Genomic DNA, 25,595 nt, shown 5'->3' with positions numbered 1-25,595 from the left:
TTATGACAACGAAAAATGAATTATTTGAAAAAATTGAAGCACAGAAAGAAAAACTGTGGGAAATGGCTGATTTTATCTTTGATCATCCAGAATACAGAGGCAAAGAATATCAGGCATGTGATCTTTTAACAAAATATCTTACAGATAATGGTTTTTCTGTAGAAAGAAGTGTAGGTGGATATGAAACTTCTTTCCGTGCAGAGTGGAAACATGGGGAAGGCGGTCCTGTGATCGGTATCCTTTGCGAGTATGACGCTTTAGAGGGCTTAGGACATGGATGCGGCCATCATATGCAGGGACCGTCCTGTTTAGGCGCAGCAGTTGCTTTAAAGGAATGTGCAGGAGAAGAGCCATTTACACTGGTAGTTTATGGCACACCGGCAGAGGAAACCCTTGGTTCTAAGTGTGATATGATCAAGAACGGCTGTTTCCACGAGCTGGATGCAGCGTTTATGATGCATGGAAGCCCGACTACCTGTACAGATGTAAAGTGCCTGGCAGACCAGTCCTTTAGGGTTACTTTCCATGGAAAACGTGCCCATGCAGCACTGGCTCCGGAACAGGGACGCAGCGCTTTTGATGCTCTTTTAGTAGCATTTAACGGTATTGAATTTTTAAGAGAGCATGTGCCGGATGATGTGCGTATGCATTATACCGTAGCAGAGCTTCCGGGACCGGCTAATGTAGTGCCTGTAAAGTCTGTAGGTAAGTTTTCCCTGCGCTCTTTCTCAAAGGAAGAGTTAAAGGGCGTTGTAAGCCGTTTTAAGGACATTGTTAAGGGCGCAGCACTGATCGCAGGTGTTGATTATGAATTAGAGCAGACCAGTGATTTCTACAATAAGATCCCGGTTCTTAAGTTAAATGAGCTTCTTATGGAAAATGCCAAATTGGCAGGTGCTCCAAGACTGGCACCACCGAGAGAAAAGACCGGTTCCACTGATTTTGGAAACGTTATGTATGAGATCCCAGGTTCCTGTATCCGTGTAGCTTTCGTACCGGAAGGTACATCTTCCCATTCTCAGGAATTTGTAGATGCAGGAAAGACACAGGCTGCAAGAGACTGCATCCTCTATGGCGCCAAGTCCATTGCGGGAGCTTCTATGGATCTGATCACAAAGCCGGAGCTGATGGATGAAGTAAAGGCTGAGTTTGCAGAAAACAAGAAAAAGTTCAAATAAAAAGAATAAGTAAGAACATCATAGTGATCCCGGTAAGACGGGCTGCTAAGAAAAGCAGAATGTCTTACCGGGATTTTATGATACCAGGGTCAAAATTTCAGAAAACATATTGACATTTATATGGGTTGTATTATAATGTAAATATAAACATATGAACAATTATTCATATGAAACATTTATGTGAATACAAAGGAAAGGAGTACCGCCTATGGCATTAAACGATGTAGAACACTGCGAAGCATGTCAGATTCACGAAGATGTGGTAAAAGCAGTGACAGACCATATGCCGGATGAAGACCAGCTGTATGATCTGGCAGAGGTTTTTAAAGTATTTGGGGATTCTACCAGGATAAAGATCCTTTATGTGCTGTTTGAGGCAGAACTGTGTGTCTGTGATATTGCCCAGTTGCTTAATATGACCCAGTCTGCTATTTCCCACCAGCTGCGGATCTTAAAGCAGAACCGCCTTGTAAAAAACCGCAGGGACGGAAAATCCGTTTTTTATTCCCTTGCAGATGGCCATGTAAAGACGATCATCAGTCAGGGAATGGAGCATATCCAGGAGTAGTGAAAAAGCTGTTTTATTACAAAGAATATTTTATATCAGGAGGAACAAGACTATGAAGAAGAAATTTAAACTGATGGATCTGGACTGCGCTAACTGTGCTGCAAAGATGGAGGATGCTATTAAAAAAATTGACGGCGTAAATGATGCAACAGTCAGCTTTATGATGCAGAAACTGACTTTGGATGCAGATGATGACCGTTTTGATGAGATCTTGAAAGAAGCAGCAGAGATCTGTAAGAAAGTAGAGCCGGATTGCAAGATTGTTATGTGATCTGAGGTATAAGGAGATAGCCATGACAAAGAAACAGAAAAACATGCTCACACGTATTCTGGTGACTGCAGTGCTGTATGCAGCGCTGGTGGCAGCAGATCATATGAAAATGATCCCTGCTGTGTTTGAAGGCTGGAAGCTGCTGTTTTTGTATCTCATCCCTTATTTTGTGATCGGCTGGGATATTCTTTATAAGGCAGTGCGGAATATTAAAAATGGTCAGATTTTTGATGAGAATTTTCTCATGGCAGTAGCGACCATTGGTGCTTTTGGAGTGAATGAATATTCTGAGGCAGTGGCTGTTATGCTGTTTTATCAGGTGGGCGAGCTGTTCCAGAGTTATGCAGTAAACCGTTCCCGCCAGTCTATTACGGATCTGATGGATATTTGTCCGGAATATGCCAATATTGAGGAAGACGGGCAGTTAAAGCAGGTGGATCCGGACGACGTGGAGGTTGGCGATATCATCGTGATCAAGCCAGGCGAGAAGATCCCACTGGATGGAAAAGTTGTTTTTGGTGAGTCTATGGTAGATACTTCTGCACTGACCGGTGAGTCTGTTCCAAGAACAGTGAAGGAAGGGGACGATCTGGTAAGCGGCTGTGTCAATGGAAATGGGCTTTTGAGGGCGGAAGTTACCAAGGAGTTTGATGATTCTACTGTAGCCAAGATCCTGGAGTTGGTGGAGAATGCCAGCAGCAAGAAAGCCCATGTGGAGAATTTTATTACCCGGTTTGCAAGGTATTATACACCGGCTGTAGTAATAGGTGCAGTTGTATTGGCAGTGATCCCGCCGTTATTTGCAGGTCAGTCATGGGCTGAATGGGTACGAAGAGCGTGTACATTCCTGGTTATCTCCTGTCCTTGTGCCCTGGTTATCTCTGTTCCAATGAGTTTCTTCTCTGGTATCGGTGCTGCTTCTAAAAAGGGTGTTCTGGTGAAGGGAAGCAATTATCTGGAGATCATGTCAAAGCTTCATACAGTGGTATTTGATAAGACAGGTACGCTGACGAAGGGTGAATTTAAGGTGGCTCGGATCTACAGTGTGGATGAGGAAGCAGATACAGCCGGGAATGGAGAAAATGAAAGTGGCGAAAGTGCTGAAAATGGCACAGATCCCAGAAGTGAAAAGCAGAGAAAGGTACTGGAACTGGCTGCACTGGCTGAAAGCTATTCGGATCATCCGATCTCACGGTCTATCAGGGATGCATGGGGAAAGAAACTGGATCAGAGCAGAGTAAGTGATGCCCAGGAAATCTCCGGTCATGGCGTGAAGGTTAAGATCGATGGGAAAATGGTACTAGCAGGCAATGGCAAGCTGATGGATGAGAAAGGAATTTCTTATACGGAGTGCGATTCTATAGGTACAGTTGTATATGTGGCAGAAGATGGCAGATTCCTGGGCTCGATCGTCATTGCAGATGGCATCAAGGATGGTGTGAAAGATGCGATCCAAAGACTGAAGCGGGCTGGTGTTTCTAAGACTGTGATGCTGACTGGCGACAGACGTAATGTAGCGGAGGCAGTAGCGAAGGAAATCGGTCTGGATGAGGTTCATGCCCAGCTGCTTCCTGGTGATAAGGTAGATGCAGTGGAATCGCTGATGAAATTTCTTCCGGAAAGTAAAAAACTGGCTTTTGTTGGTGATGGCATTAATGATGCACCGGTGCTTTCCAGGGCGGATGTGGGAATCGCTATGGGAAGTATGGGATCGGATGCGGCAATCGAGGCTGCGGATGTGGTGCTCATGGATGATGATCCGGGAAAGATCGCGGATATTGTAAGAATCTCCAGAAAGACTATGGGGATCGTTATGCAGAATATTGTGTTTGCACTGGGGGTTAAGTTTGTGGTCCTGGCTATGGGAGCTTTTGGTGTGGCGAATATGTGGGAAGCGGTTTTTGCGGATGTTGGTGTTTCGGTGATCGCGATTTTGAATGCTATGAGGGCGTTGAAAGCGTGATGTGCCATGAGAATCTGGGAGATTGGTGATCGTGGGATTTTCTGAGTTGTGACAGGCTGGAAACTGGCAGCTGTGAGGTTGTGAAGCGTGAAAGAAACGGCCTTACATTTCACTTATCATTGTCCACTGGCTTTCGATTTGCACCTGTTCGCCTGCATCGGACTTTGTCCGCTGCATTCGGACAGCTGCACTCAAGATGTGGACAATTGATAAGTGAAATGACGGCCTGCGTAATCCATGATAAAGCAGTGGGGAGAATAATGGCGTTACAATATTACAGCTGTTCTGAAATCCAGCGTATCGCTAACCCCATCCAGCTTTCACAATAAGGCGCCAGATATTTCTGATCGATTCCCTGGGTTTCTTCTGTTCCAAGGGCGATCCCGTGGGGGCCCATCGGATACAAATGTGCTTCCACGTTTACTCCGGCCTTTCTTAAAGCCTGTAAAAGCAACAGGCTGTTCTCTACTGGCACTGACTGATCCGTCCAGGTATGCCATAAAAAAGTTTTTGGAACCTGAGGACCCACTTGATACTCCAAGGACAGAAGCCTGCGAAGTTCCATATCTTTCTTAGAAGCCTCAGTCCCCATAAGACATTCAAATGACCCTTTATGACAATATTCTTCGGAAGTGATAACCGGATAACAAAGGATCATCCCATTGGGCTGTATCATCTCCGGCTTCACTTCCAAAGCCTTATACAGCCATTCCTTATTCCAGAAAGTTCCAAGGCAGCACGCCAGATGTCCGCCTGCAGAAAATCCGGAAACAGCGATCCGCTTTACATCTACATTCCACTCATTTCCATGTTCACGTATCAGCTTCATGGAAAGCGCCAGCTCCATAAGTGCCCGTGGAAATACATCCGGCACCAGGCTGTAGTGAAGCACAAAGACATGAAAACCAGCTGCCAGATACTTCATAGCGATCGGTTGATCTTCACGTCCCGAAAGTTTATGATAGCCGCCGCCCGGACAAAGCAGGACAGCCGGTCTTTTTTTATCCGTGATCCCTTCTACTGGTTCCAGGATATAAGCAGTAAGATCTGCCGGAGCACCAAAAACAGGATTTCCGGTCTGTTCAGGATCCACTGCAATAGAAATATGTTTTACTTTCATATGTACACGTCCTTTCTTTGGAAAGATTATTTCTTCGGAAAAACTCTCATTCTGCAAAAAAAGACGGCCACCACCAGTGACCGCCCCGTCCTTCTTTTTCAAACTATTTTTGTTTATTCATCTTCTTTCATATCAGCAGGAAGCTCATTTCCCTGTGTGATATGCTTCTTGATCGCCTGGAAGCTTTGGGCACTGAGTACATGCTCGATCTTGCAGGCATCTTCCACAGCTGTCTTTTCATCCACGCCCAGATAGATCAGCCAGTTAGACAGCATAATGTGACGTTCATACATTTTATTAGCAATATCCTGACCGGTCTGTGTCAAAGTAATATGGCCCTGGTCAGTCATGTGGATATAGCCATTTTCGCGCAGGTTCTTCATGGCAACGCTGACACTTGGTTTGGAAAAGCTTAATTCATTTGCAATATCAATGGAACGCACGTAAGGCTTATGCCTGCTGAGCATAAATATAGTTTCCAGATAATTTTCCGCAGATTCCTGTATTTTCACAACAACACGTCCTTTCATCAGATCTCAAAGTAGCCGTAGAGCGCATCTGAAAATCGCGGCAAAAATTTTCAGACACGCTCCCACTAAGTACAATAATTTTAACATAGAAAAACCATATTTACAAGTAATGGAAATGGTAATAAATCCTTATTGATAAAATTCCCTGAAAAACAAAATCTGGCATGGAAATAAGAGGCCTGGCGGAACTTTAACTGGGAATTACTGGGCTTTAACTTCTTTCCACATTTCATTGTAAATATTATCTGTATCATCTCCAAGATAACGGAGAATCTCACTGTTTTTCATTGCCGGGGAATCCATATCCGGGAACAGGGCTTTGTTATCCTGAAGCTCCTTATCAGAAAGCTCATAAGCGCCTGTATTCGGGGTAGAATACGTAATGTAGTCAAAGTTTTTCTTTGCAATATCCGGACGGCACATGAAATTGATCCATTGTTCTGCAGCTTCTTTGTTTTCTGCATTTTTTGGAATTACCCAGGAGTCGATCCAGAGAGTAGTTCCTTCATCTGGAACCACATATTCCAGGTCATAATTCAGGCCAAGCTCTTCAATCTGTTCCTGGATGTAAAGCATTTCGCCGGAGTAGATCACACCTTCCGCAGCTTCTCCATTGATCATTTTATCTCTTACCTGGTCGATAACATAAGCCTGGACAAGGGGTTTCTGTTCGATCAGCATATCTCTTGCCTGCGCCAGTTCCTCCGGGTCAGAAGTATTTAAAGAATATCCTTTCTGTTTCAATGCGATCATAAATGCATCACGGATACTGTTCTGCATCAAGATCTCATCTGCCAGCTTGGGATCCCACAGGTCAGCCCAGCTGGTTGGCTTTGGTACGCCTAACTGTTCTAACATCTGCTTATTATAAAGGATACCTACAGTACCCCAGCAGTAAGGAACGGAATACTTATTGTCCGGGTCAAATCCCTGGGACATTTTCCAGTAAGGATCCCCGATCTGATCTGCATTGGGGATATTATCATAATCCAGCTCTGCCAGTATATTATTATCGATCATTCTCTGGATCATATAGTCTGAAGGGCAGACTACATCGTATTTAACTCCCCCAGCCTCTACAACCGGATACATTTCCTCATTGGTCTCAAAAACGTCATAGATAACGGAAATGCCCGTTTCATCTTCAAACTGGGTAATAACATCCTCGTCAATATATTCGCCCCAGTTATATACTTTTAAAGTACCGCCGCCGTTTTCTGCTCCTGGAACTCCTAAAATAGCAATGGATATCACACAGGAGCCTACAGCAACAGCTGCGGCAGCCCAGAATGTACGCATTTTCATGATAGCTTAGATCCTCCAGTCTCCGATATTAGTCTTTTTCCGGCTGTTTCCGAAAATTTGCAATAAGCAGTACCACCAGCACCACCACAAAGATAACGGTGCTTAAGGCATACATGGAAGGACGGATACCGCGGCGCACTTCACTGTAGATCAAGGTAGACAGAGTATTGATGCCGGCGCCCTTTGTAAAATGGGTGATAATGAAATCATCCAGTGACATGGTAAATGCCAGCAGAAAACCGGAGAGGACACCTGGCATGATATCCGGGAAAACTACCTGGAAAAAGGCATAAGCCGGAGAAGCGCCAAGGTCTAAAGCCGCCTCATAGGTGGAGCGATCCGTCTGCTTTAATTTCGGCATAACACTTAAGATAACATAAGGAATGTTAAAGGTGATATGGGAAATGAGCACGGTCTTAAAGCCAAGGGAGATCCCAAAGGCAATAAATGCAAGCATCAGTGAGATACCGGTGACGATATCCGCGTTTAACATGGGAATGTTAGAGATTCCCATAAAAATATTTTTGGACACAGGCTTCATGTGGTTGATGGCGAGGGCTGTCACAGTTCCAATGATAGTTGCCACCAGTGCGGAGATCATTGCCACAAGCAGTGTGGTGTATAAGGCGTACATGATCGCCCGGCTTTGGAACATCTGTGTATACCAGCTAAGTGTAAAGCCGCCCCAGTGGGTCCTTGATTTTGACTGGTTAAAAGAAAGGACCATCATGGTGAAGATTGGGGCATAAAGGAAGATAAGGATAATCACTAAATAAAAGTCGGAAATAAACTTCCGAAACCGTTCTTTGCCTTTTGTCATTAGAATGCCGTCCCTTCTCCGTTTTTATCATATTTTGCGATCATGGCCATACTGATAAGTATAAATACCATTAAGACCAGAGACAGACCGCTTCCCAGGTGCCAGTTATTTCCCTTTGTAAACTCCTGTTCAATTACATTACCGATCAGAAGGATCTTGCTTCCGCCTAACAGGTCGGAGATAACGAAAGTAGTGAGGGAGGGCACGAATACCATGGTAATACCGCTGATGATACCAGGAAGGCTTAAAGGCAGCCAGATGTAAAATAAAGTCTGTAAGGTGTTGGCACCTAAGTCTTTTGCGGCGTTGATGGTGTTGTCGTCAATTTTTGCAAGTACGTTGTAGATGGGCAGTACCATAAATGGAAGGAAGTTATATACCATTCCAAGAACGATAGCTGCAGGAGTGTTGATCAGGTTCTGCTTCGGCAGATGGAGCCAGGTTAAGATTCCATTGATCACACCGTTTCGCTCAAGTAATGTCTGCCATGCCATAGTACGCAGTAAAAAGTTCATCCACATAGGAAGGATGAAGATAAATACAATAAAGCCGCTGGCAGAACTGCCTCTTCCACGAAGGATCATGGCAAGAGGATAAGCAAGGATCAGGCAGAGGATCGTACTGACCAGTGACAGTCCAAGAGACAGCCACAAAGCCTTCCAGTGATCCGGATTCATAATGGCAGTAATATTTGCCAGTGTCAGGCTGCCATTCTTATTAGTAATGCCGAACCAGAAAATAAGGGCGAGGGGGATAATGGTAAAACCGATCATCCAGATCAGATAAGGGCCGGAAAGAAGTGCTCTTCCTAAGGTCGCGGATTTCTTTTCATCATTCATTGACTCCGATCGCCTCCTCATCTTCAGAAGCAGGTTTGTTCATGATCTGAATGTCAAAAGGATCCACATGGATACCTACCTGCTGGCCAACAGGGAACATATCAGTAGAGTGTACCAGCCACTCAAAGCCATCCGGGGTGGTTACTTCCATTTCATAATGGACACCCTTAAAGATCAGGTGGGTGACAATACCCTGGAGAGTGCCTTCCTCCGGCTTTAACAGGTCGATATCCTCAGGACGGATCACAACGTCAACCGGTTTATTATTTCCGAATCCTTTATCAACACAGGCAAATCTGGCGCCGAAGATCTCAACCAGTTCATCATGGATCATCAGGCCTGGCACAATATTGCTTTCTCCGATAAAGTCTGCAACAAAGGCATTTTCCGGTTCATTGTAGATCTGTTCCGGGGAACCCATCTGCTGGATATAGCCCTGGTTCATGACCACAATGGTATCAGACATGGTAAGTGCCTCTTCCTGGTCATGGGTAACATAGATAAAGGTGATCCCCAGCTCATTTTTCAGGCGGATCAGCTCATACTGCATGTCCTGGCGCAGCTTCAGATCCAAAGCGCCTAAAGGCTCATCAAGGAGCAGTACCCGCGGCTCATTTACAATAGCTCTTGCAATAGCGATACGCTGCTGCTGGCCACCGGAAAGAGAGGTAACATCTCTTTTTTCAAAACCGGACAGGTTTACCAGTTTTAATGCATATTTGATCTTATCGTCAATATAGCTTTTAGGTTTGTTTTTGATCTTCAGGCCGAAAGCAATGTTTTCGGCAATGGTCATATGGGGGAATAAGGCGTATTTCTGGAATACGGTGTTTAACTGGCGTTTATTTGGCGGCAATTTGGTGATATCCTGACCGTCGAAGATAACAGTTCCCTTATCCGGCGGGGTGAAACCACCGATAATACGCAAAGTGGTGGATTTTCCGCATCCGCTGGGGCCGAGTAAAGTTACGAAACTATTTTCTTTTATAGAAAGACTCAGGTCATCTAAGACCATTTCTCCGTCAAAGCTTTTTGAAATATGCTGTAAATCGATCAATGGCTGGCTCATGTACACAGTTCTCCTTTTCGTATGTGATGTCCTCTCGGAGTCTTTCCTGCACCTGCCTTTGTGGCTGATTTTCCGCCAGTCGCACCCGAATTTCATCAACGTACGCACCGCGTACGCCTCAGAAATTTGGGCACAACTGACAAAAAATCTTCTCACAAAATCAGGCACAGAAAGATTCCGAGAGAACATATGTGATATACTAGTACATCGTTTCGTAAACGGTGTGCTAGATTAAAAACTTGGTGGTGAGCTGACCCAGATCAGAACTGCCCCGCTTTTACTGGACAGAAAATGGGTCTTGTCAGCTGTATAATAAAAGGATTCCCCTTTTTTGGCTTTATAAGTCTTATTTCCAAGATGAATGGATACGGTTCCCTGAAGGATATAGCCGAATTCTTCTCCTTCATGAGGTGTATCCGGACAGGTGGAACCTCCGGCCTCAAGGGTAAGATAAATAGGTTCCATGGTATTTTTCTGGGCATTGGGAATGATCCATTTGATCTCGTTTTTATATTCGGTGTCAACCTTGACAAAATAGTCCTGTTTTCCGAATACGATCTGTTCATCAGGAGCCTCATTGAAAAACTCCCCGATGCTGGTTCCAAGGCACTGCAGGATGTCCATAAGGGTGGTGATAGAGGGGGATGTTAAGTTGCGCTCCAGCTGGGAGATAAATCCCTTGGAAAGCTCTGAACGGTCTGCCAGCTCTTCCTGTGTCAGACCCTTTAAAACGCGCAGTTCTTTCAGCTTGTTGCCGATATCCATGATAGCCTCCTGTTTTTGAATTGTTCCTGATACTGGATTGCTCCCTGTATCATACACAAAGTTTACAAATACTAACTGAATGTAAAAATAAGCAAAAAGTTTAGTGTTATTAAACAAAGACGAGTTCCATTATACATTAAATGAGAAGAGTGTCAATACTTTTTCTGAAACTTAAAGGTTAACAAATGAACAAAGTTATGATATGATGAACGCAAGGAAAAATAAGCGCCGCTTGCGGCATTTATTTTTCAGGCGTTCATCAACGAGCAGGCCGTCTGCGATAGCAGACAGTTGAGCACGTCAGTGCGTGCCTGCGAGTGGGCAAGGAAAAATAAGCGCCGCTTGCGGCATTTATTTTTCAGGCGTTCATCAACGAGCAGGTCGTCTGCGATAGCAGACAGTTGAGCACGTCAGTGCGTGCCTGCAAGCGGATCGCAAAAGTATGCGAGAGCAGAAAACACAGATAAATGTTCTCTCGGAGTCTTTTCTGTACCTGCTTTTGTGGCTGATTTCCCGCCAGTCGCACCCGAATTTCATCAATGTACGCACCGCGTACACCTCAGAAATTTGGGCACAACTGACAAAAAATCTTCTCACAAAATCAGGCACAGAAAGATTCCGAGAGAACATATAAAATCCAGGGAGGTAAGCTGTATGAGCGGTAAGTATATGGCGTATGTGGGTTCCTATTCCTATACAGGAAAGGCAAAGGGAATCACTGTATTTGATGTAGATGTAGAAAATGGAATGTTTAAAGAGCGCTGTGAGATCGAAGTGGATAATTCTTCCTATGTAATTGCATCCAGTGATGGCAAGACTCTGTACTCCATCGCAGATGAAGGAGTTGTATCTTTCCGCATCCTTCCAAACGGAAGCCTGGCACGTTTAAACAGCTCATCCATCAGAGGAATGAGAGGCTGCCATCTGTGTACAGATGAGGAGGATAAGTACGTTTTCGTATCTGGTTATCATGATGGAAAGACAACTGTATTAAACTTAAATCCAGACGGTTCTGTAGGAAAGATCGTAGATGGCGTATTTGACAGAGGCTACGGCAGTGTGGCAGAGCGAAACTTCCGCCCACATGTGACCTGCACCAGAAGAATGCCAGACAATCGCTTTGTCCTTAGTGTGGATAATGGTATTGACCAGGTTAAGATCTACCGTTTTAATGACAAAGAGCAGAAATTAGTCCAGGTAGATGCTATCCGCTGTGATCTGGAGTCTGCACCGAGACATTTCCGTTACAGTAAGGATGGAAAGTTTATTTATTTAATGTATGAATTAAAGAAGGCGATCGAGGTATATACCTACAAGACCGGGGACAGGGCGCCTGTGATCGAAAAGATCCAGACCATCTCTACTACCTCTACCAAGAATCCGGACAACCTAACTGCAGCCTGTGCCATGAGAATGTCTATTGACCAGAAATATATATATTGCACCAATGCAGGAGAAAATACCATTAGTGTTTACAAAAGAGATGAGGAAACAGGACTTTTATCTATGATATGCTGCCTGCCTATCAGCGGTTCATATCCAAAGGATGTAGCTGTATTCCCGGACGGAAAACATATTGCTTCTGTAAACCATGACAGCGGAACGATCAGCTTCTTTAAGGTTGATTATGAAAAAGGACTTTTAGTAATGAGCGGAAGAAGTGTTCCGGTAAATGAACCGAACTGCTGCGCTATTGTTAAAATAGGAGAAAAATAACATGTCAGGTTCAGTATACGGAACGATTTTTAAGATAAGCACCTGGGGAGAATCCCATGGATCAGGTGTTGGTGTTGTAGTAGATGGCTGTCCTGCAGGACTTCTGTTAAATGAAGAAGATATCCAGAAATATTTAGACAGGAGAAAACCGGGGCAGAGCAGATTTACCACAGCCAGAAGCGAAGGGGATAAGGCAGAGATCTTGTCCGGCGTTTTTGAGGGAAAAACAACAGGAACACCCATTTCCATTGTGATCCGCAATACCGACCAGCGTTCCCATGATTACAGCAATATCATGGATGTGTACCGTCCGGGCCATGCTGATTATACCTTTGATGAAAAATATGGTTTCCGGGATTACCGGGGCGGTGGACGTTCTTCCGGAAGAGAGACCATTGGAAGGGTAGCAGCGGGAGCAATAGCAGCCAAACTGTTAGAAAGTCTTGGGATCACGGTTCAGGCATATACCAGTGCCGTGGGACCTGTAAAGATCGATCACAGCCATATGGATATGGAAGAAATTTCCAAAAACCGCTTATATATGCCGGACAAGGCTGCAGCAGCAGAGGCAGAAAGCTACATGGAAGATATGATGCAGCGCAGAGATTCCTGCGGTGGTGTGGTAGAGTGCGTGATCAGGGGACTTCCTGCAGGTGTAGGAGAACCTGTTTTTGATAAGCTGGACGCTGCACTGGGAAAAGCTGTTATGTCAATTGGCGCTGTGAAAGGTTTTGAGATCGGAGATGGCTTTGAAGCAGCAGCTTCTTTAGGATCCCGGAATAATGACAGCTTTGTAATAGGAAAAGACAAAAAAACGCAAAAAGTGACCAACCATTCCGGCGGTACCTTAGGAGGTATGAGTGATGGAAGCACGATAGTGATGCGGGCGGCATTTAAACCGACTCCTTCTATTTCCCAGGTACAAAAGACAGTAGACCGCTATGGAAAAGAACAGGAGATCCAGATTAAGGGCCGTCATGACCCGGTGATCGTGCCAAGAGCCGTTGTAGTAGTGGAGGCAATGGCTGCACTTACAGCAGCAGACCTGCTTTTAATGTCCATGACATCCAGATTGGATCGTATTAAAAAATTTTTTAATAAAGAGGAGATTTAATATTTATGAAGATCGCAATGGGCAATGATCATTCCGCAATTGAACTGAAGAACATTATCAAGGAATTTGTAGAAAGCAAAGGATACGAGGTGATCGATCTGGGAACCAACAGCACAGAAAGCTGTGATTATCCTGTTTACGGCGAGAAAGTAGGCCGTGCAGTAGCTTCCGGCGAAGCTGATCTGGGTATTGCTATCTGCGGTACCGGTGTAGGCATCTCTTTAGCAGCAAACAAGGTAAAAGGCATCCGTGCCTGTGTATGCAGCGAGCCATATACTGCAAAGCTTTCCAGAATGCATAATAACTCCAATGTACTTGCATTTGGCGCAAGAGTTGTAGGCAGTGAGCTGGCTAAGATGATCACAGAAGCATGGCTGGATGCAGAATTCGAAGGCGGCCGTCATGAGCGCCGTGTCCAGATGTTAATGGATATTGAAAACAGATAATGGATGAACTTTGCGCTAAAACGCACAATAACTGCAAACGATCAGGCGTTCCGAATAAGATCAGGTTTCGGAACGCCTGAAATTATATAGGGAAGAGATCATTATTATGGTAGATGTAACCTATTTTAACATGCTCTTAAATATTGGGCTTCTTGTACTGATCGCGGCTCTTCTTACGAATCTGGAGTTTGTCAGGACGCTGTTTTTAGAGGAACAGAGCAGTATATTTTCAAAAACAGCACTTGCGGTGATCTTTGGTATCATCAGTATCGTATCTACATACACAGGGACGTACACAGATGGGGCGATCATCAATACCCGTGTGATTGGTGTACTGGCAGCAGGACTTTTAGGCGGACCCTATGTGGGGATGTTAACAGCACTGATCGCAGGTATTCATCGATATCTGTTTGATATTGGCGGTTTTACAGCTGTATCTTGTGCTGTGTCTACTTTGGTTGAAGGGATTTTGGGGTCTGTATTTTCTGCAAGGTTTAAATCAGGGAAAATGAAGCAGGCAGAAATCTGTGTTTTGACAGCAGCAGCGGAAGTGGGGCAGATGGTCATTATCCTTCTGATCTCAAAACCTTTTGATGCAGCCTGGCATTTGATCCGTCAGATCGCTGTTCCTATGATTATGATGAATTCTTGCGGTATGCTTATTTTCTTAAGGACCTTTGATATGGTATTTATCCGGAAAGAAGGGCAGTTTGCAGAAAAAATGCGCCTGTGTTTCGGGATCGTGGATCAGAGTTTGCCACATTTGAGAAAAGGCCTCAGAAGTAAAGAAGATATGGAAGCAGCTGCACAGATTATTTTTCACTCAATCATCTGCTCGGCAGTTGTGATCACAGATATGGAAAAGATACTTGCGATCCGCACCAAAAAAGCCTATGAGTGTCTGGCAGATCCAGGTTTTCTTACACCTGTGTTACAATCGGTCACAGATCTGAAACCTACGTATTTTCAACAGGCAGATTTTCCTGACAATATGAAAAATGTGTTAAAGGATCAGATTATTGTAACGGCACCATTGTTAGAAGGAGAACATGCCATTGGCGGGCTGACAATTGTGCTAAAAAAGCGCAGGCATGCTGTACAGATGGACTTAAAATTCATGGAAGAGCTTGCAAGGCTGTTTTCTACCCAGCTGGAATTATCCAATCTGGAATACCAGAAGAAACTTCGCAGGCAGGCAGAATTGAAGGCACTGCAGTCCCAGGTAAACCCTCATTTTCTTTATAATGCTTTAAATACGATCTCCTTTATCTGCCGTGAAAACGCTGAAAGAGCACGGGAGCTGTTGCTTACTCTTGCTTCTTATTACCGGCAGACACTGGAAAATGAGCAGTATATGTTAAACTTACATACAGAGCTTTATCATATAAATACATATCTGGAGCTGGAGAAAGCCAGATTTGAGGAGAAACTTCAGGTGACTATGGATATAGAAGAAGATTTTGACTGTATGGTACCTTCCTTTATCCTTCAGCCTCTGGTGGAAAATGCCATCCGCTACGGAGCTGATAGAAATGGGATTCGTACGGTTATGATCTGTGCCTGTTATGCAAAAGATACCTATGGGCATAAATGCGTTCATATTGCAGTAAAAGATAACGGAAAAGGATTTCCAAAAGAAATGCTGGAGCAGTTTTACTGTGGAGAAAATGGAAACAGAGTAGGACTTAAGAATGTACACGAGCGTTTAAAGAGCATTTACGGAAATGAAAGTGGCCTTCTGCTTCAGAATACACAAGAAGGTGCCTGCGTTTCTTTTGACATACCAGAAGCAACACATGCAGAATAACACTTGAAAAGGGAAAAAGCCAGAAAAAGAGGAGAAAACAAATGAAAATAGCAGTTGTTGATGATGAACGTCCGGCAAGAAAAGAACTGATCAGCCAGATTTTAGATATAAAACCGGATTGCATTGTAAAGGAAGCAGACAGTGGCGGGAGCGCTTTAGAACTATTTAATAAGGAAGATGATTTTGATATGCTTTTTATTGATATCAACTTAAATGATATGGAAGGAACAACTTTGGCAGCAACGGTAAAAAAACTTTTTCCCCAGGCAAAGATTGTGTTTGCTACTGCCTATTCCCGCTATGCAGCCAAGGCATTTGAAATGGAGATCGATGATTATATTTTGAAGCCTTTTGATCCGGACCGGGTACGTCATGTAATTGAAAAATGTATGAAAGATCCTGAACAAAGCAAAGAACAGGCAGAGGCAGTCCGGGGAATAGCAGTGGGGGCATCTGTCAGGATTCCGGTCCAGGTAAATCACAGCATCCGTTTTTTAGATATATCTCAGATCATATATGGGGAAACACAGGGGAGGGGGACACTGCTTCATACAAAAACAGGAAGCTACGAGGTAAATCAGTTGCTAGGTGATCTGGAGAAAAAGCTGCATCTATATGGCTTTTTCAGGATTCACAAAAGCTATTTGGTAAATCTGGAATGCATTACGGAAATATTTCCGTGGACAAGAAATGGTCTTGCTCTGAAATTAAAGGGATATGAAAACACAGTTCTTCCTGTGGGAAGAGAAAAGCTAAAGACTTTAAAACAGATCTTAAACATATAATACGGACCTGGCTGCTGTTTATTCCTTCAGGATTGCCGTTTATGTATGACAGACTGCCGTTCATGCAAAAACTCTTTTAAAATTGTTTTTATTGAAGTACAATGAGGACGCTCAAAGAAAAAAATGGGCAAAATAAACAATTTATAAGGAGGGGACATATGTTAAGTTTTATCATTTGTCTGGTTTTGCTGATCGGAGGTTATTTTGTTTACGGCAATATTGTAAATAACATTTTCAGCCCCGATGATCGTGAAACGCCGGCGGTAAAGATCAATGATGGTGTAGATTATGTAGTCATGCCTCAGTGGAAATTGTTTCTGATCCAGTTATTAAATATCGCTGGATTAGGACCGATCTTTGGTGCACTTCAAGGCGCACTCTGGGGGCCTGTGGTATTTTTATGGATCACATTTGGTACTATCTTCGCTGGTGGTGTCCATGATTTTTTCTCTGGTATGATGTCTGAAAGAAATGATGGTGCATCTATCTCCGAAGTATGCGGTATTTATCTGGGACATCTGATGCAGAATGTAATGCGTGTATTCAGTGTAGTACTTCTTGTTATGGTAGGTACTGTATTTGCAGTAGGACCTGCAGGTCTTATTGTGACATTGTTTGGAAACAGCGGTGTAAGCGGACTGGCAGCCAATAAAGAATTGTGGCTGTGGATCATTCTGGCTTATTACTTTATCGCAACATTCATTTCCATTGATAAGATCATTGGTAAGATATACCCGATTTTTGGTATCTGTCTGATCATCATGGCACTGGGCGTTGCATTTGGTATTTTCACAAAACCGGAATATACGATCCCAGAGATTTGGACTAATTTTAGAAATATGCATCCAAGTGCAACTCCAATATGGAGCTTTATGTTTATTACTGTTGCATGCGGTGCAATTTCCGGTTTCCATGCAACACAGTCTCCGTTGATGGCACGCTGCATGAAGTCAGAAAAGCAGGGACATTTTGTATTCTATGGTGCCATGGTATGCGAAGGCGTTATCGCGCTGATATGGGCTGCAGCTGGCTGTTCCCTGTATGAGGTAACAGGTGGATTAAATACAGGTCTTGCTGAGATCATGAAGAATGGTCAGTCAGCAGCAATCTATGATGTATGTAAGAAAACAATGGGTGGTGTTGGTATTGCCCTCGCAATGTTAGGTGTTATCGCATGCCCGATCACTTCTGGTGATACAGCATTCAGAAGTGCCAGACTGACACTGGCTGACTGGTTTAAGATCGATCAGAAACATTGGAAAAATCGCTTATATTTGTGTGTTCCGCTATTAGGTATAGGTGCTATTGTTGGACATATGGATTACAGCATTGTATGGAGATATTTCAGCTGGACCAATCAGACGCTGGCTATGATCGTTTTGTGGACTGCAGCAATGTATCTGTATAAGGCAAAAAAGAATTACTGGATCGCAGCAGTACCTGGCACTTTTATGAGTGCGGTATCCATGACGTATTTCTTCTGCGCACCAGAGTGCCTGAATCTGGGGGTTGGTGTTGCATATCCGGTCGGTTTGATCCTGGCAGTTGTATTCCTGGGGATTTTCCTTCATGCAACAAAGAAACAGCAGCAGGCTGCATAACTATAAAAGATGTATAAAAAAGGGAGGCGGATCGGTATGTTCTTAAAGCCGCAAAAACTTGGAAATGATGGATTATCTGAAGAAGAGCTTCTGGCAGACCGGAAAAACTGCAAAAAGATCGGTCCCTGCGGGGTTGGTAAAAAGGCACTGTATCTGAACAGCTTTTATATTGACCGCCAGTATTATATACCGGTCAGATCCGTTTCCCGTGTTTTTAAGCGTGTTGCTATGAGCAAAGGAGGATTCAGCGGGAAAGGTATGTTTGCTACGATCCCTTATCTGGTAGTTGTATATGAGGATGGTAAGGAAAAGCAGTGTAACTTTAAATATGAAGATCAGGTGGACATATTTCTTTCATGGATCCGGCAGGATTTTCCCCAGATCAAAACAGTCAGTCATGCAGCGGAAGTCCGCATGGCAGAAGAAGAGAAACTAAAGAGGCAGAAAAAAACAGTACCACTAAGTGAAAAAGCAGGGGAAACAGTAGAACAGCTGCTTGAGGCAAAAGAGTATCTGGAACAAAAACCAGTGCTTTTTACAGAGCTTTCCAATGCGGCCCGTAAAAAACGTACATATGAACAGACAAAACCTTATTATAAATGGGGAGCGTTATTTTTCGTTCTTTTAGGTATAGCAGCTTTGACATACGGTGTTATTTCCCTAAGGACGCAGGCACCTTTTGCAGTATGGTTTGTTTTGTTTGGTATTGCAGCGATCTTTCTTTTTTCTGGAGCCAATGTAATGCCGACCAGCCGCAATAACCGGGAAGCCATTGAAAGCCGGCTTGCAGCAGCAGAAGAGGCAGTGGAAAAATATGGCAAAGATTATACTAAAGGAATGCAGATCCCATTTCGTTATCTGCATCCTGTTACTCTTCAATGGATGATCCAGGTGATCTGTCAGGGACGGGCAGACAGCCAGATAGCAGCCTTGGAACAGGTAAAAGCAGACCTGAAACAGGTTAATTCCCAGGTTCAGGTATCTCAGGAAGAGTATGATGAGATTATGGCCATAAAGCCATTGTTTCTTATAAATGATTATCAATAAATATTTCCAGCGGGATCTGTCTTGACAGAATCCCATCTGTTCTTTATACTGAAAACTGTATTAGGCAGAAGCCTTGATCCACGTCTGTTAGGGAAAATTCCCTGACAGGCGTTTTTTTTGCCAAAGCATATGGAGAACACGCCAGTGGCGCGTTCACTGATTCAGGAGGAGGTTACGATGGAAACAAAAGCAGAAAACTGGAAAGACCATGCACAGAAAGCAGGTTCCCTGGCTGTGGTCATATTGGGAAATATATTGTATGCACTGGCTGTGAAACTGTTTTTAATGCCGGCGGGGCTGCTGACAGGCGGAACTACAGGTATTGGTCTGGCATTAAACCGTACCTTTGGAGTGCCGGTAGCTTCTTTTGTATTTATATTTAATGTGACCATGCTTCTTATCGGCTGGAAGGTTATGGGACGTAAATTTGCCCTTACAACGGTTGTGAGTACCTTTGTTTATCCGATCGCCCTTGGATTTTTTGAAAAGCTTTTCGGCGATCTTGTATTGACACAGGATCTGTTTTTATGCACTGTTTTTTCGGGACTTGGCATTGGCGGTTCATTAGGGATCGTGATCCGTGCAGGCGCATCTACTGGTGGTATGGATATTCCCCCTCTGGTGCTGAACTATTATTTCAAGATCCCGGTCTCTGTTTCCATGTATGTGTTTGACTTTTGCATCCTTTTGGTCCAGGCAGTAGGAAATCCGCCGGAAAAGGTACTTTATGGTCTGATCCTGGTCATGACCTATACACTGGTTTTAGATAAACTGATGTTAATGGGAACTACCCGTACAGAAGTAAGAGTCATCAGCGAACATGCTCAGGAGATCCGCGAAGCCATCCTGGCAGAAATGGACCGGGGCGTGACAATGTTATCTGGTGAGACCGGCTATTTAAAGAAGCAGACCCAGATGATCTTCAGTGTGATCTCCAACAGGGAAGTGCCAAAGATTGAAAAACTGATCCATACCATCGATCCTGAAAGCTTTATGGTTGTGAACCGTGTCAGTGAAGTCAGCGGACGTGGATTTTCCATGAAAAAACGGTATAGATAAAAATATACAGATAAAAAGCCGGAAAACAGGATTAAACCTGTTGACATTTTGCCGCAGGTTGTGTTATTTTAAGTTCAGATATCAGGGAGTAGTTCACACCGGTTTTTGGTGTTGTGCTGGTCGTCATCACGCAGCAGGATAGTGAAGATACATTAGACCTGCAGCCGGACAGTACATATGTAAATGGAGCGAGACTTTTATTGCATATTTTTTGTGCAATAAAAGTCCCGCTTTTTTGATTTTAAAGGAACTTTTCCTGGCATACTAAAAGATGTCCTCTCGGAGTCTTCTCATAAAATCAGGTACAAAAAGATTCTGGGAGAACATAAAGAAGGAGTGGAGCATTATGACAGAAAAAAATATGTGGAACCTGTCGCCTGAAGAGGCATTAAAGGCCTGTCAGACATCAGAACAGGGACTGACTACAGAGCAGGCGGGAAAAATACGTCTGGAAGCAGGAGAAAATATGCTCAAAGAGGGCAAAAAGAAAAGCCCGTTTCAGGTCTTTTTAGATCAGTTTAAAGACCTGATGGTAGTGATCCTGATCGGAGCAGCTATTATATCCATGTTTTCCGGAAATGAGGAAAGTACCATCGTTATTTTCGCTGTCCTTGTAATGAATGCAGTCCTGGGAACCATACAGCATGTAAAGGCAGAAAAATCACTGGCGAGTTTAAAACAGCTGTCAGCACCGGCGGCAAAAGTAATAAGGGATGGCATAAAACAGGAAATGCCGGCCAAAGATGTGGTGCCGGGAGATATCCTGGAATTAGAAGCAGGAGATATGGTAGCTGCAGACGGAAGGATCCTTCATAATTATTCCCTTCAGGTAAATGAAAGCTCCCTTACAGGAGAATCTACCAATGTAGATAAGCAGGAAATGGCCCTGGAAGGGGAAGTGGCGCTGGCAGACCGCACCAACATGGTTTATTCCGGAAGCCTGGTAGCATACGGAAGAGCTACTGTCCTGGTCACAGCTACAGGTATGAATACAGAGATCGGTAAAATAGCCGGACTGATGAACAGCGCGCAAGAGCGGAAAACACCCCTTCAGAAAAGTCTGGATCAATTCAGCGGGAAGCTGGCAGTGCTGATCATGATAGTCTGTGCGCTGGTGTTTGCTCTTTGCATGTTCCGGAAAATGACTCTTCTGGATTCACTGCTTTTTGCAGTGGCTCTGGCAGTAGCAGCCATACCGGAAGCCCTGACTTCCATTGTGACCATTGTCCAGGCCTTTGGTACCCAGAAAATGGCAAAAGAAAATGCTATTATCAAGAAGTTAAAGGCCGTAGAAAGTCTGGGCTGCGTATCTGTGATCTGTTCTGATAAAACAGGTACACTGACCCAGAATAAAATGACGGTCCAGCAGGTGTATGTAGACGGAAAAGTCATAAATGGCATAGACATGGATATTACTGACCAGACCCAGAGGTATCTGCTTTATGATGCAGTGCTTACCAATGATTCCAGCATTGTAGATGGAAAAGGCATTGGAGATCCTACAGAATATGCTCTTCTTGAAATGTTCCGCAATATACAGGTACTTCCGGAAAGCTATTTAGGAAAAATGGGGGTTCATGAGGATGCCCTGCGAAATGTGATGTGCCGTATGGAAGAGGTTCCTTTTGATTCAGACCGGAAACTGATGAGTACAAAATATTATATCCACGGTGTTCCTACGATCCTTACAAAAGGAGCTGTGGATGTGCTGCTGGACCGCTGTGTTAATGTGCGCTACAGTGACGGCATCCGTCCGATGACAGAAGAAGAGAAAGAAAAGATCCGCCTGGAGAATCAGAAATTTTCGGAAAACGGACTTCGTGTGCTGGCATTTGCCTATAAAGAGTCAGAAGAGGTTCTGTGCGTGGACACGGAATGCGGCTATACCTTTTTAGGACTTATTTCCATGGTGGACCCACCAAGACCGGAGTCTGTAAAGGCAGTGGCAGAGGCCGCCCAGGCAGGTATCAAAACGGTTATGATCACTGGTGACCATAAGGTAACAGCTACCGCTATTGCCCGCCATATTGGTATTTTCAAGGATGGTGATATGGCTCTTACAGGAATGGAGCTGGATGCTCTAAGTGATGCAGAGCTGGATGAAAAGATCGATAAAATATCTGTTTATGCCAGAGTTTCACCGGAAAATAAGATCCGTATCGTAGATGGCTGGCAGAGGCGCGGAAATATTGTGTCTATGACCGGTGACGGCGTAAATGATGCCCCGGCATTGAAGAAAGCGGACATTGGCGTAGCAATGGGCATCACAGGAACGGAGGTTTCCAAGGATGCTGCAGCTATGATCCTTGCAGATGATAATTTTGCTACGATCATCAAGGCGGTTGCAAACGGACGTAATGTATACAGAAATATTAAAAATGCAGTGCTGTACCTGCTTTCTGGAAACACAGCTGCTATTTTCACTGTACTGTATACATCCCTTATGGCACTGCCAGTGCCGTTTGCCCCGGTTCAGCTGCTGTTTATCAATCTTCTTACGGATTCGCTGCCGGCTCTTGCCATCGGCATGGAACCGGCAGATGAAGGTCTTTTAAGAGAAAAGCCAAGAGATCCTAAAGAAGGTCTTATGACAAGGGATTTTATGATAAAAATGGTATCCCAGGGTGCAATGATCGCAGTTGCAGTCATCACCGCTTTTTATCTGGGCTTAAAAAATGGTGGTGCGGCTATGGCTTCTACCATGGCATTTTCCACGTTGACTCTGGCAAGACTGTTCCATGGCTTTAACTGCAGAGGCAAACAGTTCATTTTTAAGATGGGCTTTACCACTAATCCTTACAGTATTTACGCATTTGCGGCAGGAGCTGCATTCCTTGGACTGGTTATTTTTATTCCGGGATTGCATGGACTGTTCCAGATACAGACTATGCCTGTAACAGCTATGGTCCAGGTGGCAGTGCTGGCTTTTATTCCTACAGCCATTATCCAGTTAAGACGTAAGATCATAAATGCGTAAAGCAGTGAGTGATCTGATGTCAATGGTATCAAATAAGGAAAAATGTAAAAAAATGTAAAAAATGTGAAAAACTACTTGAAACCCACTTGAAAAGTGGGTAATATAAAAGGCAGCCGTTTTATGGGCTGCCTTTTATACTTTTGCGCTTTTGTGCGAAATGGGCAAAAAGAAAGCGCTTACAAAAAATAAATTGTGCAAATTACAGGAAAACACTATTGACATTACAGAAAATAAGGTCTACAATGACTATAATAATATTACAAAGAATATTAAAAAGAATATCAGGAGGAACAGTAAAATGACAAAGCGTGAAAGAGTAATTGCGGCAATTGAAGGAAAGCATGTAGATGCGATCCCATCATCTTTTTCCCTGCATTTCCCAAAGAATCAGGCAGTGGGTGATGAGGCAGTAGCTGCTCATTTAAAATTCTTTAAAGAGACCGATACAGATATTGTAAAGGTTATGAATGAGCATTTGGTACCTTACTATGGAATGATCCGCACTCCAAAGGATTACTATGAACTGATCCCATCTTTCAGCAGAAATACCAATATCATTGAAGATCAGATCGAAATGACCAAGAAGATCTTAGATGGCGCTGATAAGGATGCTTTTACCATGGGTACCTTACATGGTATGTGCGCTTCCGGTATCCATCCATTAGAGAGAATGGGTGAAGGTTACAATTACGATCAGGTTCGTCAGATGCAGGTAGATTTCCTCCGTTGGGATGAGAAAAAGATGTTAGATTCTATGGAGAGGATTGCTGATGGTATGTGTATCCTGGCAGAAAGATACATCAAGGATGCAGGTGTTGATTCTGTATATTACGCAGGCTTAGGTGCAGAGACCAGATGGTATACAGACGAAGAGTTTGCAAAATGGATCAAGCCATTTGACTTAAAGATCATGAAAGCCATCAAAGATGCAGGCGGCTACTGCTTCTTACATATGTGCAAGAGTGGACTGAACATGAAGAGATATGATGAGGACTACGCTGCACTGTCTGACGTTGTAAACTGGGGTGTATATGAAGCTCCAATGAGCCTGGAAGATGGCAAGAAGCAGTTCCCTGGAAAGACCATCCTTGGCGGATTAGAGAACCGCAGTGGTGTTCTGGTAGATGGTGATGAATATGACGTAAGAAGAGAAGTTATTAAGGTTGTTGAAAACTTCGGAAGAGACAGCTTTATCCTTGGCGCAGACTGCACACTGGCAACAGAGCAGGATCTGAAGCTGGTAAGAGCTGCAGTAGAGCAGGCAAGAAGCTTATAATACACAGATCTTAAGTTAAAGCATGCAGTTGGTTTTGGCCCCGGTATCCCAGGAAAAGAGAAGCGTTTTGGCACAGAAAGAGGCGGTGCCCATCAGGCAGATGAATATATTGAGATTGAACATTTAAAGAAAGCTTTTGAAATTTATGTAGAAGCCATCAAAAAGCTGGATGAAGTAGTTGACTGATCAGAATATATTTTTCTGGGAACTTGACAAAACAGGCTTTTCAGTGGAAAATAAAACATTGGGTGCGAAAGCATTACTAAATCGATCGTAATGTAGGGGAATGTATGCAAAAAGAAACTTTAAAAGAGAGAGTTTATAGAGGAATCTACGAGGCTGTAACAAATGGCGAATATAAGTCAAATGATATTCTTACGGAAAATCAGATGATTGAAAAGTTTGGTGTGAGCAAGTCACCAGTAAGGGAAGCACTGGTAGAACTCTGTAAAGATGGGATTTTAACAAACATTCCCAGAATGGGTTACCAGGTACGGGCTGTTACATTAAAGGAGATCATTGATATTCTGGAATTCAGAGTAGATGTAGAACTTGGGGGATTGAGAAAAAGTTTTCCGATCCTTACAGAGGAAAATATAGCCATGCTCCGGCAGATCGCAGAAAGGCACTCGGCAGATGTAGACCGGGTGGTATTTAAAAACTGGCAGAGGAACTATGAATTCCATACCTATCTGTACTCATTAAATAATAATGTTTACGGCTGTGAGGCATTACAGCAGATGATACACCAGTGTTCACGCTACATTTCCCAGTATTTCCTGTCTGCATGGCAGCGGAAGAATGAGTCCAATGGCCGTTATCATATAGCTGTTGTAGATGCATTGGAAAGACGGAATATTGACGAAGCATGTATGTACCTGGAAAAGGATATACTGGCAGTCAAAGAAGAAATCCTAACGCTGCATTCAATGAACATGTAATGAGCGCAGGGAAAAACAAGCGTCTGCGCAGCAGACATTTGTTTTTCACAAGCCATTAACGAAGATCCCGCCTGCGAAAGCAGGCAGTAGAGCACGCCAGTGCGTGGATCTGAGTATAAAAAAATGAGCGCAGGGAAAAACAAGCGTCTGCGCAGCAGACATTTGTTTTTCACAAGCCATTAACGAAGATCCCGCCTGCGAAAGCAGGCAGTAGAGCACGCCAGTGCGTGGATCTGAGTATAAAAAAATGAGCGCAGGGAAAAACAAGCGTCTGCGCAGCAGACATTTGTTTTTCACAAGCCATTAACGAAGATCCCGCCTGCGAAAGCAGGCAGTAGAGATCTGAGTATAAAAAAGCTCCAGTCCAACCGGACCGGAGCTTTTTTCAGGAATTTCTT

At 43.9% G+C, this 25,595-nt stretch carries 22 protein-coding genes; 15 read left to right on the top strand and 7 right to left on the bottom strand.

The window, feature by feature from the left end:
• The first annotated feature begins 2 nt into the window (after positions 1-2).
• The 4 genes from OGM16_04725 to OGM16_04710 all read left to right on the top strand — a co-directional run bounded on the left by OGM16_04725 (position 3) and on the right by OGM16_04710 (position 3,980).
• Positions 3-1,178 (top strand): M20 family metallopeptidase, encoded by a 1,176-nt coding sequence (locus OGM16_04725; GenBank protein UYJ47582.1) that lies wholly within the window; start codon positions 3-5, stop codon positions 1,176-1,178.
• A 208-nt stretch (positions 1,179-1,386) separates the two neighbouring features.
• The gene (locus tag OGM16_04720) at positions 1,387-1,746 is read left to right on the top strand and encodes a metalloregulator ArsR/SmtB family transcription factor (GenBank protein UYJ47581.1); all 360 of its coding nucleotides are present in this window, start codon (positions 1,387-1,389) and stop codon (positions 1,744-1,746) included.
• A gap of 52 nt (positions 1,747-1,798) precedes the next feature.
• Entirely contained in the window at positions 1,799-2,017 is a 219-nt protein-coding gene (locus OGM16_04715) for a cation transporter (GenBank protein ID UYJ47580.1), read from the top strand.
• A gap of 22 nt (positions 2,018-2,039) precedes the next feature.
• Positions 2,040-3,980 (top strand): heavy metal translocating P-type ATPase, encoded by a 1,941-nt coding sequence (locus OGM16_04710; protein ID UYJ47579.1) that lies wholly within the window; start codon positions 2,040-2,042, stop codon positions 3,978-3,980.
• A gap of 274 nt (positions 3,981-4,254) precedes the next feature.
• Here OGM16_04710 and OGM16_04705 read toward each other — a convergent pair whose 3' ends face one another.
• The 7 genes from OGM16_04705 to OGM16_04675 form a co-directional block, all read right to left on the bottom strand.
• Positions 4,255-5,100, bottom strand: a complete 846-nt coding sequence (locus tag OGM16_04705; protein ID UYJ47578.1) for an alpha/beta hydrolase — start codon at positions 5,098-5,100, stop codon at positions 4,255-4,257.
• A 113-nt stretch (positions 5,101-5,213) separates the two neighbouring features.
• Complete coding sequence (locus OGM16_04700) at positions 5,214-5,612, bottom strand: metal-dependent transcriptional regulator (GenBank protein ID UYJ47577.1); 399 nt, start codon at positions 5,610-5,612, stop codon at positions 5,214-5,216.
• A 219-nt stretch (positions 5,613-5,831) separates the two neighbouring features.
• Positions 5,832-6,935 (bottom strand): ABC transporter substrate-binding protein, encoded by a 1,104-nt coding sequence (locus tag OGM16_04695; GenBank protein UYJ47576.1) that lies wholly within the window; start codon positions 6,933-6,935, stop codon positions 5,832-5,834.
• Between the two features lie 28 nt (positions 6,936-6,963).
• On the bottom strand, positions 6,964-7,755 hold the full coding sequence (locus tag OGM16_04690) for an ABC transporter permease (GenBank protein UYJ47575.1): 792 nt from the start codon (positions 7,753-7,755) through the stop codon (positions 6,964-6,966).
• Complete coding sequence (locus OGM16_04685) at positions 7,755-8,594, bottom strand: ABC transporter permease (protein ID UYJ47574.1); 840 nt, start codon at positions 8,592-8,594, stop codon at positions 7,755-7,757. Before OGM16_04685 ends, OGM16_04690 begins: the two co-directional genes overlap by 1 nt.
• The gene (locus tag OGM16_04680) at positions 8,587-9,663 is read right to left on the bottom strand and encodes an ABC transporter ATP-binding protein (GenBank protein UYJ47573.1); all 1,077 of its coding nucleotides are present in this window, start codon (positions 9,661-9,663) and stop codon (positions 8,587-8,589) included. Before OGM16_04680 ends, OGM16_04685 begins: the two co-directional genes overlap by 8 nt.
• A 231-nt stretch (positions 9,664-9,894) precedes the next feature.
• Positions 9,895-10,428 (bottom strand): helix-turn-helix domain-containing protein, encoded by a 534-nt coding sequence (locus tag OGM16_04675; GenBank protein ID UYJ47572.1) that lies wholly within the window; start codon positions 10,426-10,428, stop codon positions 9,895-9,897.
• 654 nt (positions 10,429-11,082) lie between these two features.
• Between OGM16_04675 and OGM16_04670 the strand changes: the two genes are divergently transcribed.
• The 11 genes from OGM16_04670 to OGM16_04620 all read left to right on the top strand — a co-directional run bounded on the left by OGM16_04670 (position 11,083) and on the right by OGM16_04620 (position 25,197).
• Positions 11,083-12,144, top strand: a complete 1,062-nt coding sequence (locus OGM16_04670) for a lactonase family protein (protein UYJ47571.1) — start codon at positions 11,083-11,085, stop codon at positions 12,142-12,144.
• A gap of 1 nt (position 12,145) precedes the next feature.
• Positions 12,146-13,258, top strand: a complete 1,113-nt coding sequence (gene aroC / locus OGM16_04665; protein UYJ47570.1) for a chorismate synthase — start codon at positions 12,146-12,148, stop codon at positions 13,256-13,258.
• Between the two features lie 17 nt (positions 13,259-13,275).
• A complete protein-coding gene (rpiB, locus tag OGM16_04660; GenBank protein UYJ48391.1) occupies positions 13,276-13,704 on the top strand; it encodes a ribose 5-phosphate isomerase B in 429 nt (142 codons plus the stop codon).
• A 106-nt stretch (positions 13,705-13,810) separates the two neighbouring features.
• The gene (locus OGM16_04655) at positions 13,811-15,511 is read left to right on the top strand and encodes a histidine kinase (protein UYJ47569.1); all 1,701 of its coding nucleotides are present in this window, start codon (positions 13,811-13,813) and stop codon (positions 15,509-15,511) included.
• A 41-nt stretch (positions 15,512-15,552) separates the two neighbouring features.
• On the top strand, positions 15,553-16,296 hold the full coding sequence (locus OGM16_04650) for a LytTR family DNA-binding domain-containing protein (protein ID UYJ47568.1): 744 nt from the start codon (positions 15,553-15,555) through the stop codon (positions 16,294-16,296).
• A gap of 158 nt (positions 16,297-16,454) precedes the next feature.
• A complete protein-coding gene (locus OGM16_04645) occupies positions 16,455-17,897 on the top strand; it encodes a carbon starvation protein A (GenBank protein UYJ47567.1) in 1,443 nt (480 codons plus the stop codon).
• A gap of 36 nt (positions 17,898-17,933) precedes the next feature.
• Positions 17,934-18,944, top strand: a complete 1,011-nt coding sequence (locus OGM16_04640) for an ATPase P (GenBank protein UYJ47566.1) — start codon at positions 17,934-17,936, stop codon at positions 18,942-18,944.
• Positions 18,945-19,121: 177 nt separating this feature from the next.
• Entirely contained in the window at positions 19,122-20,003 is an 882-nt protein-coding gene (locus OGM16_04635; protein ID UYJ47565.1) for a YitT family protein, read from the top strand.
• Positions 20,004-20,349: 346 nt separating this feature from the next.
• Positions 20,350-22,980: a cation-translocating P-type ATPase gene (locus OGM16_04630; protein ID UYJ47564.1), complete on the top strand. Its 2,631-nt coding sequence runs from the start codon at positions 20,350-20,352 to the stop codon at positions 22,978-22,980.
• A 298-nt stretch (positions 22,981-23,278) separates the two neighbouring features.
• Entirely contained in the window at positions 23,279-24,256 is a 978-nt protein-coding gene (locus OGM16_04625; protein ID UYJ47563.1) for a uroporphyrinogen III decarboxylase, read from the top strand.
• A gap of 290 nt (positions 24,257-24,546) precedes the next feature.
• Positions 24,547-25,197: a GntR family transcriptional regulator gene (locus OGM16_04620; protein ID UYJ47562.1), complete on the top strand. Its 651-nt coding sequence runs from the start codon at positions 24,547-24,549 to the stop codon at positions 25,195-25,197.
• Positions 25,198-25,595: the final 398 nt, after the last annotated feature.

The organism is Lachnospiraceae bacterium (genome assembly GCA_025758065.1).
Lineage (GTDB): Bacteria > Bacillota > Clostridia > Lachnospirales > Lachnospiraceae > Enterocloster.
This window is presented reverse-complemented; position numbering and strand designations above follow the sequence as displayed.